We start from the raw sequence: 13,036 nt of genomic DNA, 5'->3' as shown, positions 1-13,036 counted from the left end.
TCGGATCCGCCAGGTCCGCGAGGTCCGCCAAGCTCGCGAGGTCCGCCAGGTCCGCCAAGCTCGCGACGTCCGGCGGGTCGTTCGGGCGCGGGTCGCTCGGGTCCGCCGGGGCGCTCGGGCACGACGAGTCGCTCGGGCACGACGGGTCGCTCAGGTACGACGGGTCGCTCAGGCACGGCGGGTGACCAGGTCTCGCAGGGCGGCCCGGTCGAGCTTGTCGGCCCGGCCCGAGCGGGGGAAGGCGTCGAGCGGCTCGATCCGGTCGGGCAGGGCCGCCGCGTCCACGATCCCGGGAAGCGCCTTGCGCAGCAGGTTCTCGTCGTAGCCGTCCGCGGGAACGACGGCCAGCACGACCTCCTCGTCCCCGGTCCCGGGGTCGGGGAGCCCGACGATCGCGGCCTCTGCCACCCCGGGCAGCGCCGCGACACCGGACTCGTACAGGCCCGGGTAGATGTTGACCCCGTCGCGGAGGATCATGTCCTTCTTCCGGCCGAGCAGCACCAGCCGGTCTCCTTCGAGCCGGACCAGGTCGCCGGTGGCGATCTCCCGCAGCGGCTCCTCGCCGAGATAGCGCTGGGCGAGGTGGGGGCCGGAGACGAACAGCTCGCCGTCCTCGGCGATCCGGACGCCGACGCCCGGCAGGGGGACCCCGAGCAGATCCCCTCCGGTCTGGGCCAGCTTCTCCTCGGCGGACGCGATCGCGATGGGGAGCGCCTCGGTCATCGCGTAGACCGACAGGACCTCGGGCCCGGCCTCGATCGCCCGGCGGAGCACGCCCGGCGGGGCGGGGGCGGCGCCGAGCAGGAGGTAGCGGAGGGTTTCCGGGAGCCTGGGGGTCCTGCGCAGCAGCCTGTCCAGGTGGACCGGCACGGCGAAGGTGTGGGTGGCCCGCCGCGCGGCCAGTTCGCCGGCGAGGTCACCGCCCCCGGGCAGGGACCAGGTCGCCCCGGCCAGCAGGGCGGGGAGCCCGAGCATCAGCTGGTCGGTGTGCACGACGTCACCCGGGCCCAGCGGGAACGCGCTCCTGAACATCTCCAGCCCGGCCGCGAGGGACCTCCGGGTGTGCACCACCCCCCGGGGGCGTGCCGTGGTCCCGGAGGTGAAGATCACCGCCGCCGGCTGGTCGGGGTTCGTCCCGTACGCCTCCCGGCCGGTTCCCCGATCGGCGGGGACAATGGGCCCGCCGGGCGGTCGGAGGACGCGGGAGAGCCGCAGTGCCCCACGGGGGACTCCGGGCAGCCACGGGCCCGCGTACAGGTGGTGGACGGGGTGGCCGGGAAGCGGGTTCGCGAGGTCCGGCAGGAGCAGGCCCCGGCGGCGGGCCAGGCCCCTGAGCGGACCGCTCAGGGTGTAGAGCAGGGATTCGCTGACCACCCACGCGGGCCGGGTCGCGGCCATCCTGGCCGCGAGCACGTCGGGCGCGAGGCCGGGGTCGGCGAGGACGAGCGTCCCGCCCGCCGCCACCGCTCCCAGCGCCAGCGCCACCGCGTCCACTCCGGGACGCACCGCGAACAGCACCCCGTACCCCGGACGCGTCCCGCCTTCCGGTCGCGTCCGGTCTTCCGGCCGCGCCCCGTTTTCCGGTCGCGTCCGGTCTTTCTCCTGGGCTCCGCCTTCCGGTCGCGGACGGTCGTTCGTACGCGTGCCGTCTTCCGGATGTGCCCGGCCCTCCGGCGGTGGTCCGCCCATCGCGTCGCGGACCGCCGTCACCCGGCGGGCCAGCTCGCCGTAGGTGATCTCGCGGCCCCGGCCGTCGACGATGGCGGTGCGTCCCGGCTCCCGCGCGGCGACCGTCACGATCCCGCTGACGATGTCATCGATGTCGTTCACGCGGCACCGGCCCGATCGACCCACAGGTGCTCGTAGGTGGGGATGAGGACCCCCCTGGCCGCGCGTCGCCGTACCACGCGTACCCGGTGGGAGAGCAGGACCGAGGCCACCGCGCGGATCTCCGCCAGGGCGAGCGGGTAGCCGATGCAGAAGTGCGGGCCCGCGCCGAACCAGAGCCTGCGCAGCTCGGGCGGGTGGGCGCGGGAGGGGTCGAACGGGCCGTACGCCCTGGCGCAGTTGTGGGTGACGATCAGCACCCGGTCGCCGGGGCGTACCGCCGTGCCCCCGACGTGCGCGGGGGCGGCCACCGAGCGCAGCATCAGCGGGGTCGGCGTGGTGACCCGCATGGCCTCCTCGATGACCGTGTCCAGGTCGACGGCCGGGGTCCGGTGGTCGTGCAGGAGGGCGACGAGCCGGGGGACGAACGTGGCGACGGTCTCGGTACCGGTGAGGAAGAACGCCCCGGCCGCGCCCCTGGCCTCGGCCACGGACAGTCCCTGCGCCCGCATCCGGCCCATGACCGTGGACTCGTCCCCGGCCTCGTAGGCGGCCTGCGCGATGTCCCCGATCCCGTCGAGCACCCGCCTGGCGACGGCCACCTGCCGGTCCGACAGCCGCCGCGAGCGCAGCGAGACCATCGAGACGACCCGTTCCCCGTCCGCGAACAGCTCCCTGGCCCGCGTCTCGGAGACCTCGCCCAGCCCGATCACCCGGCAGATCACCGCCCCGGCCATCAGCCGCATCGCGTCCACCAGGTCGACCGTCTCGCCCCGCCCCAGGCGCGCGGAGAGGTCGCCGAGCGGCTCGCGGAGCACGTCGTCCACGAGCGCGGACACGTACCCGGTGGTGAACAGCGGCATCAGCTTCCTGCGGAGCGCGAGGTGGCCGGGTCCCTCCATGTTGAGCAGCACCGAGGGGCCGAGCACGGGCGTCCACAGGTCGCCGGGCGAGCCGGGGCCGTCCTTGCGGAACCGCTCGTCCATCAGCACGGCCCGCGCGACGGCCGCGTCGTTGACCACGACCCCCAGCCCGGGGACGCGCACCACGGGCCCGAGCCGGGCCAGCAGCCGCATGAGCGGGTAGGCGAAGGGGTGGGCGGCCAGGTAGAGGCGGGTCTCGTGGTTCACCGGACGTCGATCACTTCTGGCCGGTAGTGGTGGTCGGCGTACCAGGCGAGGGTGCCCGCGAGGCCGTACGCCCGCAGCCTGCGCACCGAGCCGAAGACCACCACGTCGCGCCGCGAGGCGTACGCGGGGGTGAGGGTACGCACCCGGTTGACCAGGGCGCGGTCCTCGTGGACCTCCTCGATCGCGGTCCTGGGGAAGCCGCCCGCGCGCTCGTAGAGGTCCGCGGTGATGGCCAGCGTGGCGCCGGGCATCATCACGTACGGGCCCAGGTAGCGCGGGTCCCTGTTGCCCGGCCGGAAGCGGCCGAAGGTCGCCGCCACCTCCACCACGAACGGGATGAGGTGGCGTTCCCAGAACTTCAGCCGGAACTCGTCGGTCCGGGGCCGCAACTGCCCGCCGACCATCTCCAGCCCGTCGCCGAAGGCCCGCCGGATGTTGCGCACCCAGTCGGGGCGGGGCAGGCAGTCGGCGTCGGTCCTGGCCAGGTGGGTCGCCCCGTGCGCGATGGCGTGGCGCATGCCGGTGTCGGACGCGGCGCCGGTGCCCTTCCTCGTCTCGACGACCACCCGGACACCGTGCCGCCGTACGACCTCGGCGGTGCCGTCGGTGCTCGCGTTGTCCACCACGAGCAGAGTGAAGTCCCGGTCGTCCTGCTCGGCCAGCGCGCGCAGCGTCGCCTCGATGCCGGGGGCCTCGTTGTAGGCGGGGACGATCACCCAGAGGTCCGTCACGTTCTCGCCGGCTTCACGCCGGTGCCGGTCCGTCACATCTCCGCCAGCATCACGCCGGTGCTGATCCCGCCGCCGAGCCCGAGCAGCGCCACCCGGTCGCCCGGCCGCCAGCCGCCCAGCGCGAGCTGGAGCGGCAGCGTCGTCGAGGCGCAGTTGCCGTGCTCGGGCAGGCTGACCACGAGTTTGTCCTCGGGGATGTCGAGCACCTGGGCCAGGAAGCGCAGGTAGGGCAGCGCCACCTGGTGCACCGCCACGATGGCGAAGTCGTCCCAGGTCAGGCCGGTGCGCTTGAGCGCGTTGAGGAAGATGTCCGGGCCGACCGCCTCGAAGGCCTCCTTCAGCCCGCGCCCGTCGCCGCGGAAGTAGGAGTACTCGGGGTCGCGGGGGTGCGCCGAACCGCCTCCGGGCAGGGTGCCGACCGCCCAGGCCGTGGAGTCGGCCGCGAAGTCGCGGTAGAAAATGCCACGTTCCACATCGGCGGCGACCGTGACCGCGGCCCCGGTGTCCGACAGCGTGTAGCCCGCGAACGAGTCGACGAACTGCGCGCGGTCCCTGACCCGCCACCGGATCGCCCGCGACGGGATCTCACCCGAGCAGACCAGCGCCTTGCGGTGCGCGCCGGTCAGGATGAGCGCCTCGGCGATCTGGATCCCGTTGAGCATGCTGTTGCAGGCGTTCTTGACGTCGAACACCGGGCACGAGAGCCCCAGCTTGGCCGCGACGATGTGCGCGGTGGCGGGCTCGACCATGTCCTGGGAGGCCGACGCGAAGACGAGCAGGTCGACGTCGGAGTGGTCGAGCTCGCGGGCCGCCGCCACGGCCAGGTCCGACGCCTGCTGGTCGTCGCGGGCCACGTGACGGCGCCGGATTCCCGTAATCCGCTCGACGACGCCTCTGTGGGGCGCGTAGCCCTCGATCCGCCGTTCGACGTCCGCGCTGGAGACGGTCCGCTCCGGCAGATACGTCCCGACGCCCGTGATCCGGGCTTTCATTGATCTCCCTAAACAGCGTCAAGTCTCCCCATGCTCGCGCAATGTATCTAAAACACGGTGTTTTGTCCTGGCCACGTGGGCGCGGCGGGGGGCAGATGAGGAGAGGAAACACTTCGGTATGAGCCGGTCGTGAAGGGGTAGCGGGTGCCGCCATGAGCGACGTTCGGACGGGACCGGTGACCACGAAGGTCCCCGCGCGGTTGGACCGGCTGCCATGGTCACGATGGCACTGGATGGTCATCATCGGACTCGGCACCGTCTGGATCCTCGACGGTCTCGAAGTGACGATCGTCGGAAACCTCTCCGCCCAGCTGGCCAAGGAGGGCAGCGGCCTGGCGATCACCCAGGCCCAGGTCGCCGGAACCGCCGCCGCTCTATACGTGGCCGGGGCGTGTCTGGGGGCGCTGTTCTTCGGCTGGCTCACCGACAGGTTCGGCCGCAAGAAGATGTTCATCATCACGATGGTCGTCTACCTGGTCGCCACCGCCGCGACGGCGTTCTCGTTCTCCGCCTGGTGGTTCTTCCTGTTCCGGTTCCTGACCGGGTTCGGCATCGGCGGCGAGTACGCCGCCATCAACTCGGCCATCGACGAGCTCATCCCGAGCCGGCACCGGGGCAGGATCGACATCATCATCAACGGCAGCTACTGGCTCGGCGCCGCGGGCGGCGCGCTGCTGACGGTGCCGCTGCTCAACAACCTGCCGCTGAACATCGGCTGGCGCGTCGCGTTCGGCATGGGCGTGGTGCTCGGCCTGGCCATCCTGCTGGTACGCAGGCACGTGCCGGAAAGCCCACGCTGGCTGTTCATCCACGGCCGTGACGAGGAGGCGGAGGGGCTGGTCGACGGGGTGGAGAGGCAGATCGAACGCGAGAAGGGCGTCAGGCTCGACGAGCCCTCGCAGTCGATGACCATCCACCAGCGCAAGTCCATCGGGTTCGGCAGGATCGCGCACACCATGGTCGCCCGCTATCCCAAGCGGACGGTCCTCGGCCTGTCGCTCTTCATCGGCCAGGCTTTCCTCTACAACGCCATCACCTTCGGGTACGCGCAGATCCTGTCGACCTTCTTCGGCATCGAGACCGAGACCGGCTACTACTTCGCCGTCATCGCGGTCGGGAACTTCCTCGGGCCGCTCCTGCTCGGGCGGTTCTTCGACACGATCGGCCGCATCCCGATGATCTCCGGCACCTACATCCTGTCCGGGGTGCTCCTCTTCGGCACGGCCTGGTTGTTCAACCAGGAGGTGCTGACCGCGACCACGCTCACCGCCTGCTGGTGCGTCGTGCTCTTCTTCGCCTCCGCCGGGGCGAGCGCGGCCTACCTGACCGTCAGCGAGATCTTCCCGATGGAGACCCGGGCGATGGCCATCGCGTTCTTCTACGCGATCGGCACCTTCGTCGGCGGCGTGTCCGGGCCGCTGATCTTCGCCAACCTCGTCGAGAGCGGCAGGCCCGGTGACACCGCGTTCGCTTTCAGCATCGGCGCGACCCTCATGATCGCCGCCGGGTTGGTGGAGCTGTTCCTCGGGGTCAAGGCCGAGGGCAGGGGCCTGGAGGACATCGCCGAGCCACTGAGCACCACCCCCGGCTGAGGATCGCCCCCGACCGAGCACCACCCCCGACCGAGGATCGCCTCCGACCGAGGATCGCCTCCGACTGAGCGTCGCTTCCGATCGAGGGACACTTCCGATCGAGTGTCGCCTCCGACTGAGGAGACCTTCGATCGGGGGCGGCGTCTCCGGCGGTGTTTGGCGGTCCTCTGTCGTGGCAGGGGACCACATAAGATCATTTTTCGTGATCGACCGGATCGACCAGATTAACCGTGATCGACCTCGCCGGGCTGAACGCCGTCACCCGCACCGTGATTCCGCTGGAGGTATGCATGCCTGGTACAGCTCGTTCGTTCGCCCTGACCACCGCGGCCCTCGCCCTCGGGCTGACCGCTTGCAGCGCGGGCGGGCCGGTCGACGGCCGGCCGGTCGCGCAGTCCGTCCCCACGGCCGGTGAGAAGACCAAGAAGCCCGAGAAGCCGGCCGGACCCGTCACCCTGAAGTACTGGACCTTCTCCCCGCCCGAGGCCGCGCTGAAGAGGGCGATCACCGCGTTCGAGCAGGCGAACCCCGGTATCGAGGTCGAGCTGAGCACCTTCGCCGAGGCCGACTACCGCAAGCGGCTGCCCAAGGCGCTCGACGGCGGCGAGGTGATCGACGTCGTCGGCCTCCCGGCCCCCACGATGACCCGCGCGGTCGCGAACCGGCTCCGCCCGGTCGACGACTGGAAGGGCAAGGTCTCCGGCGACTGGGTCGAGGAGCTCGACGAGGGCGCGGTGGAGCAGACGAAGAAGGCCGCCAAGAACGGCGAGCTCTACTCCGTCCCGATGGGGTCCAGCGGCGGCGCGGTCCTGTACTACAACGCCGCTCTCCTGACCGAGCTCGGCGAGTCCTTCCCCAAGAGGGCCGCCGATCTGGAGTCCATCGTCATGCGGGTCAAGAAGGAGATCCCCGACCTCCGGCCGATCGTCTTCTCCGGGGAGCCGCGCAAGCAGGAGGAGCTGCTGTTCACCATCGCGAGCCAGACCCACCCGACCCTCTCCGACGACCTGCTGACCGGTGACAAGCCCTGGAACGGCCCCGAGGTGGTCTCGGCCCTGACCGCCTACGGGTCGCTGTTCGACCGGGGTGTGCTGGCGAAGTCGGCGCTCACCCTCAAGGGCGACCGTCCGGCCGAGCTGTTCCGCGACGGAAAGGCCCTGTTCCTGGTGGACGACTCGGGCCGGAGCCCGATGCTGTCCAAGTCCTACCGCGAGACCAAGAAGGTCGCCGTCAAGAAGATCGGCGCGGGTCCCTTCCCGACCATCCTGCCGGACGCCAAGCCCGCCGTCCGCAGCGCGGTCGAGGTGGGCCTGGCCATCCCCAGGAGTTCCAAGCACGTGGCCGAGGCGGCCACGCTGGTCGAGTTCCTGACCGCGGGAGATGGCGTCTCCAGCTGGGCCGGAGAACTGACGCTGGTCCCCTCGCGCGGGGACTTCCGGATGGAGTCGTCCGTCTTCGCCACCTCGGAGGGCAAGGACGGCTACACCGCGATCCAGGAACTCGTCAGGGACGGCGCCTCCCTGAACGTCCCGGACGAGGTCTTCCTGGAGCGCGCCGAGGGTGACGCCATCCTCGACGTCGCCCACGGCCGGATGAACGCGAAGAAGGCGGCCGACCGCCTCCAGGAGGAGTGGGCCCGCGGCCAGTGACGGCTTCCCGTACGGCTGACGGCTTTCCCCGTATGACCGGCGGCTTCTCGTACGGCCGGCGCTTTCCCCGTACGGCCGGTGGTCGCTCGTACGGCTGACGGCTTCTCGTACGGCCGGTGACGGCGCCGCTCCCGCTGCCCCCGCGGCCGCCTGGACGGATCCAGGCGGCCGCGGCCTGGGTCAGGCGTCCACGAGCCGGAAGGTGCGGCGGTAGGCCATCGGCGAGACGCCGATGGCCACCTGCAGGTGCTGGCGGAGCGAGGCGGCGGTGCCGAACCCCGAGCGCAGGGCGACGCCGTCCACCGGCAGGTCGCTGGTCTCCAGGAGCCGCCGGGCCAGCTCGATCCGCTGCAGGATGAGCCACTGCCCCGGGCTGAGGCCCATCTCGTCGCGGAAGCGCCGGGTGAAGGTACGGCGGCTCATCCGGGCGTGGGCGGCCAGCTCGCTGAGGGGGAGCGGCTCGTGCAGCCGCTCCAGCGCCCAGGTCCTGGTCGCCGCGGTCGTCGCGGCGGTCGGGGCGGGAAGCGGGTGCTCGATGAACTGGGCCTGGCCGCCGTCGCGCCACGGCGGGACGACGCATCGCCTGGCCACGCGGTTGGCCACCTCGGTGCCGTGGTCGCGCCGGACGATGTGCAGGCAGAGGTCGACCCCCGCGGCCACCCCGGCCGAGGTGAGCACGTCCCCGTCGTCCACGAACAGCACGCTCGGGTTGACCTTGACCTTGGGGAACAGCTCCTGGAAGTGGTCGGTGCTGCTCCAGTGGGTGGTCGCGGGACGGCCGTCGAGCAGCCCGGCCGCCGCGAGCACGTAGGCGGCGGTGCAGATCGAGACCAGGCGGGTGCCCGGCCGGATGCGCGCGATCGCGGCGGCGAGGGGCTCGGGGAGCAGCCCCTCACCGGAGATCGTGCCGAGGGCGTGGGTGGCCGGGATCACCACGGTGTCCGCGCTCTCCAGGACCTCGGCCCCGTGCTCCACCGCGATCGAGAAGTCGGCGTCGGTGCGTACGGGGCCGCCGTCGACGGTGCAGGTGAGCACCTCGTAGAACGGTTTGCCCTCCGGGTCCCTGGCGCCGCCGAAGATCCGTGGCGGGATGCCCAGCTCGAAGGGGATCACGCCGTCCATGGCGAGCATGACGATCCTGTGCATGACCCGATTCTCACACATGAAAGATACAGGCCACCCTCGCCGGGACCGCTTCCCGCCGAGTCCTGGCGGTGCCCGGCTCCTGCCGTGAGGTGGGCTCGGGAGCAGGGCGCGGCCGGATCGTTCCTGGTGGTGCCCGGTCTCTGTTGTGAGGTGGGCTCGGGAGTTGGGCGTGGCCGGATCGTTCCTGGTGCTTCCCGGTGCCTGCCGTGGGACGGGTTCAGGAGTGGAGCGCGGTCGACAGGGGGAGGCGGAGGACGAGCCGGGCGCCGCGGCCGGTGGTGCTGTCGGCGGCGTAGAGCCGGCCGCGGTGCGCCATCGCGATGTCCCTGGCGATGGGCAGGCCCAGGCCGGTTCCCCCGGCGTCGCGGCTGCGCGCCGAGTCCAGCCTGGTGAACCGCTGGAAGACCCGCTCCCGCTCCTCCGCCGGGATGCCGAGCCCGTCGTCGGTGACCTCCATCACGGCCTCGCCCCGCTGGCTCCCGACGTGGACCCGCACCTCGCTCACCGCGTGCCGGTCGGCGTTGGCCAGCAGGTTGCTCAGCAGCCGGCCCAGCTGGATCCTGCTGCCCCGCACCACGACGCCGGGGTCGAGCTTCAGCAGCACCTCATGCTTGGCCCGCCGATGTTCCACCTCGGAGGTGACCAGGTCGGCGAGGTCGATCAGTTCCGGCGGGCCTCGTACGCCGGCGTCGAGGCGGGCGAGCAGCAGCAGGTCCTCGATGACGGTCTGGAGCCGTTCCGCGTCCGCCAGCGCGGAGCACATCGTCGCCTGCGGGTCCTCCGACTCCGGATCGGAGATCGCGAGTTCGAGCTTGGTGCGCAGCCCGGTCAGGGGGGTGCGAAGTTCGTGGGAGGCGTCGGAGGTGAAGCGGCGCTGGTTCTCCACGGCCCGCTCCAGCCTTTCGAGGGTCGCGTTGATGGTCTCGGTGAGCTGCGCCATCTCGTCCTCGGAGTCGGAGACGGGCATCCGGCGGCTGAGGTCGGAGGCGGTGATCTCGGCCATCTCGGCGCGGATCCGCTCCACCGGGGCGAGCGTGCGGCCGGCGAGATGCCAGGTGCCCCAGCCGAGCAGCCCGAGGAGCGCCGAGGAGAAGAGCGCCAGCGTGATCTCAAGGAAGTTGGTGCGGATCGACTGGGGTTCCGGGGTCGCCGCGTAGACCATGACGTCGCCGTAGACGGTGCGATCGGCATGGATGCCCACGGCGATGTAGCACGTCCGTTCGCTCGCGGAGGAGCTCACGCACGGCGTACCGTCCACGCGCATCTCGCCGTCGACCGGACGCATATGGGTGATCGGCGTTTTTCCCTTCATGGCCGGGCTGGCGGCGACCACCCTGCCGTCGTTCGCGACGACCTGGATGCGGTTGATGCGGGTGACCGGGATGACGACGGCGTCCGCGGGTCCCCGCTCGATGTCCTGGACCGCCTTGCCCGCCGCCTCGGCCGCCGAGTTGACGAGGTCGGCCGACAGCCTGGTCTCCACGACCTGCCAGGTGGCGAACGCGCCGATTCCCAGCACCACGGCGAACACGATGATCGCTATGAGTGTGACCCGGCCCCGGATCGAACGCGGATGACGCAATACGGCTACCCCCTGGAAAGCGGCTTTCCTCCCTTAAAGACATGCTTTTGACCATTTATAGGTGACCGGCGTTAATCCACGGGCAAAGCCAGCCCAAGCTCTCACGCCGTTCGAAGGCGAAGGGCAATGGTTCCCACCCGCCCGGGGCTCGGAGGAACGCGCGACCTTCCGGACCCGGGCGGCGGGCGATCATTCCCGCACGGATCCCCGCCGGGCCTTCGGGGCGGAGACGATCAGGCGCCGGCGCACGAGTCATGGGTCGCGTCGAAACCCTTCAGGCTCTCGGTGTCGTCGCGGGGAAGCGGCTTCAGCCCCTTCCAGTCGTCGCCGATCGTCAGGACGAGCCTGCCGGTGGTCGCCCGGGGGGCGGACAGCGGCCGGGAGGCGAGCAGGTCGCGGCTGAGGGTGGGCGCCTTGGTGGCGCCGTTCGGGGAGTAGGCGATCGTGGTCGCCGGGTACGGCTTGCGGGCCGCGTCGCCGATCCTGGCGACGTGGTAGCCGCGCTCCTCCAGCTGGACGGCGACCAGGGTGGCGAGGCCGGACCGCGTGGTCCCGTTGCGCACCTCGACCTGGATCTTCGACCGGGGCACCCTGGTCTGGCCGCCCTTGACCCCGGAGCCGCTGATCGCCCGGTCCGTCGCGACGATCCTGAACAGCCTGCCGCTCTGCGGCTGCACCCATTCCACCCGGCCGGGGTGGACCAGCGAGTAGCGCCACGGGGTGGTGATGAAGTGGATCTGCCCCGCGGCGAGCCCCTGCGCGCTGGTCGCCAGGTCCCTCATGACGCCCGGGGTGAGGCCGGGGTCGGTGGTGACCGACTTCGTCGCCGCGTCGAGGAAGCCGAAGAGCCGGGCGGGATCGGTCAGCGTCTCGCCGCTCATGACCTTCTTGACCATGGAGGCGATGAACATCTGCTGGCGCTGGATGCGCCCGATGTCCGATCCGTCGCCGAGGCTGTAGCGGGCCCGGACGTAGCCCAGCGCCTGCTCGCCCCCGAGGTTCTGCCGCCCGGCGGCCAGGTGGAGCAGGGCCTTCTTGTCGTCGATCGCCTCGGGTACGCAGACCTCCACGCCGCCGACCGCGTCGACCATGCCCTTGAAGCCGGTGAAGTCGACCTTCACGAAGTGGTCGATGTGGATGCCGGTGAGCGACTCGACGGTCTTCCAGGTGCAGGTGATGCCGCCGGAGTTGAACGACTCGTTGATCATGCCCACGTGCGGTCGCTGCCCGGGCAGCCCCTGCCTGGCCCGGCAGGCGGGAAGCTGGACCATCGAGTCGCGGGGGAAGCTGACGACCATCGCGTTGTCCCGCTTCGGCGAGATGTGCGCGAGCATGATCGTGTCGGTCCGCTCGCCCGCCACCCGGCCGTATCTCGCGTTCTTGCCGCCCCGCTGGTCCGAGCCGACGACCAGGACGTTCATCGCCCTGCCCGCGGCCTTGACCGGGCGTTTCCCCAGGTCCTCCGCCGAGATCTCGACATGCTTGACGTTGCCGGTCAGCTTGACGTACGCGCCCGCCACCGTACCCGCCGCGACGAGCACCACGGCGGTGACGGCGGCCACCAGCCACCACAGCCACCTGCGGCGCGGCCGCCACGAGCGGCGGCCGGGCGGCGCCGGCGGCTCGGGGGACGGTCCGGGGAATGCGTCGATCAACCCGCTGCTCACGTGACTCCCGGGGGGGAAACGATCACGGTGTGCGCCCGTGACCGAGGAGCCGTACTCCGGCCGTCGCAGAGTTTACTAACCTCCCGGTACGGCTGGGCCGGTGCGGGTCTGCCCTGCGTGAGGGTACATACACCTGTCCTGTGTGGGGGTACGTCTCCCTGTTACGATCCGCCGGTGATTATCCGTCACGGGTACCTCGGCGACGTACCGGCCGTTCTGGCGATGTTCGACGGCGCGGTGGCGTGGCTGTCCTCCCTGGGCCGCACCGGCCAGTGGGGCAGCGAGCCGTTCTCCCTCAACGCGGCCCGGGTCGAGGACATCACCCTGTGGGCGATGTCCGGCGGGATGCGCATCGCCGAACTCGACGGCCGGCCCGCGGGCTGCCTGGTGGTGGGGGCCGCGATGCCCTACGTCCCTCCCGCCTCCGAGCCGGAGCTGTACGTCCAGGGGCTGGTCGTCGACCGGAGATACCACGGCCGGGGGGTCGGGGCCGTCCTGCTGGAGCGCGCCCGCGCGGAGGCCGCCTGGCTGGGGGTCGCGGTGGTGCGGGTCGACTGCTACGCCGGTGACGACGGCCGCCTGGTGGCGTACTACGAGAGCCGGGGCTTCACCAGGACCGAGAGCTTCAAGGTCGGAGACTGGCCGGGCCAGATCCTGGAGGCGAGGCTTCCCGCCGCCACGGGCTGAACGACCCGCACCGGGCCGTGTGCCGGGTGGGCC

General features: G+C 71.4%; 10 protein-coding genes. 3 read left to right on the top strand and 7 right to left on the bottom strand.

What is annotated here, in order from left to right; all coding sequences use genetic code 11:
* Positions 1-168: 168 nt before the first annotated feature.
* From ACSC1Q_RS07855 to ACSC1Q_RS07840, 4 genes are read right to left on the bottom strand one after another with little or no spacing between them, the layout of a single operon-like run.
* Positions 169-1,830, bottom strand: a complete 1,662-nt coding sequence (locus tag ACSC1Q_RS07855) for an AMP-binding protein (protein ID WP_436757999.1) — start codon at positions 1,828-1,830, stop codon at positions 169-171.
* Positions 1,827-2,957, bottom strand: a complete 1,131-nt coding sequence (locus ACSC1Q_RS07850; protein ID WP_436757998.1) for a cytochrome P450 — start codon at positions 2,955-2,957, stop codon at positions 1,827-1,829. Before ACSC1Q_RS07850 ends, ACSC1Q_RS07855 begins: the two co-directional genes overlap by 4 nt.
* Positions 2,954-3,688 (bottom strand): glycosyltransferase family 2 protein, encoded by a 735-nt coding sequence (locus ACSC1Q_RS07845; protein ID WP_436757997.1) that lies wholly within the window; start codon positions 3,686-3,688, stop codon positions 2,954-2,956. The genes ACSC1Q_RS07850 and ACSC1Q_RS07845 overlap by 4 nt, the downstream gene beginning before the upstream one ends.
* Positions 3,689-3,720: 32 nt before the next feature.
* Positions 3,721-4,680, bottom strand: coding sequence for a 3-oxoacyl-ACP synthase III family protein (locus tag ACSC1Q_RS07840; protein ID WP_436757996.1), 960 nt, complete (start codon positions 4,678-4,680; stop codon positions 3,721-3,723).
* A 233-nt stretch (positions 4,681-4,913) separates the two neighbouring features.
* Here ACSC1Q_RS07840 and ACSC1Q_RS07835 point away from each other — a divergent pair, with 233 nt between their 5' ends.
* Positions 4,914-6,272 carry an MFS transporter gene (locus tag ACSC1Q_RS07835; RefSeq protein WP_436757995.1) on the top strand — a complete coding sequence of 453 codons (1,359 nt, stop codon included), beginning with the start codon at positions 4,914-4,916 and terminating at the stop codon, positions 6,270-6,272.
* Between the two features lie 290 nt (positions 6,273-6,562).
* The gene (locus ACSC1Q_RS07830) at positions 6,563-7,921 is read left to right on the top strand and encodes an ABC transporter substrate-binding protein (protein WP_436757994.1); all 1,359 of its coding nucleotides are present in this window, start codon (positions 6,563-6,565) and stop codon (positions 7,919-7,921) included.
* 180 nt (positions 7,922-8,101) lie between these two features.
* Here the strand turns inward: ACSC1Q_RS07830 and ACSC1Q_RS07825 are convergent, their stop codons facing one another.
* The 3 genes from ACSC1Q_RS07825 to ACSC1Q_RS07815 all read right to left on the bottom strand — a co-directional run bounded on the left by ACSC1Q_RS07825 (position 8,102) and on the right by ACSC1Q_RS07815 (position 12,316).
* Positions 8,102-9,067, bottom strand: coding sequence for a GlxA family transcriptional regulator (locus tag ACSC1Q_RS07825; protein ID WP_436757993.1), 966 nt, complete (start codon positions 9,065-9,067; stop codon positions 8,102-8,104).
* A 217-nt stretch (positions 9,068-9,284) separates the two neighbouring features.
* Complete coding sequence (locus ACSC1Q_RS07820) at positions 9,285-10,589, bottom strand: sensor histidine kinase (RefSeq protein ID WP_436757992.1); 1,305 nt, start codon at positions 10,587-10,589, stop codon at positions 9,285-9,287.
* 293 nt (positions 10,590-10,882) lie between these two features.
* Positions 10,883-12,316: an LCP family protein gene (locus ACSC1Q_RS07815; RefSeq protein WP_436757991.1), complete on the bottom strand. Its 1,434-nt coding sequence runs from the start codon at positions 12,314-12,316 to the stop codon at positions 10,883-10,885.
* A gap of 174 nt (positions 12,317-12,490) precedes the next feature.
* On the opposite strand from ACSC1Q_RS07815, the gene ACSC1Q_RS07810 reads away from it, so the two are divergent.
* Positions 12,491-13,003, top strand: a complete 513-nt coding sequence (locus tag ACSC1Q_RS07810; protein ID WP_436757990.1) for a GNAT family N-acetyltransferase — start codon at positions 12,491-12,493, stop codon at positions 13,001-13,003.
* The last annotated feature ends 33 nt before the right edge of the window (positions 13,004-13,036 follow it).

This window comes from Streptosporangium heterodermiicola (assembly GCF_051390675.1).
In the GTDB taxonomy this organism is placed as follows: Bacteria; Actinomycetota; Actinomycetes; order Streptosporangiales; family Streptosporangiaceae; genus Streptosporangium.
Note: the sequence above shows the minus strand (reverse complement) of the source record. Positions and strands in the feature narration are given on the sequence as shown.

Bases quoted from the DNA above. Each gene is read 5' to 3' on its own strand.
- ACSC1Q_RS07840 (WP_436757996.1), bottom strand. From the start codon at position 4,680: ATGAAAGCCCGGATCACGGGCGTCGGGACGTATCTGCCGGAGCGGACC.
- ACSC1Q_RS07835 (WP_436757995.1), top strand. From the start codon at position 4,914: ATGGTCATCATCGGACTCGGCACCGTCTGGATCCTCGACGGTCTCGAA.
- ACSC1Q_RS07830 (WP_436757994.1), top strand. From the start codon at position 6,563: ATGCCTGGTACAGCTCGTTCGTTCGCCCTGACCACCGCGGCCCTCGCC.
- ACSC1Q_RS07825 (WP_436757993.1), bottom strand. From the start codon at position 9,067: ATGCACAGGATCGTCATGCTCGCCATGGACGGCGTGATCCCCTTCGAG.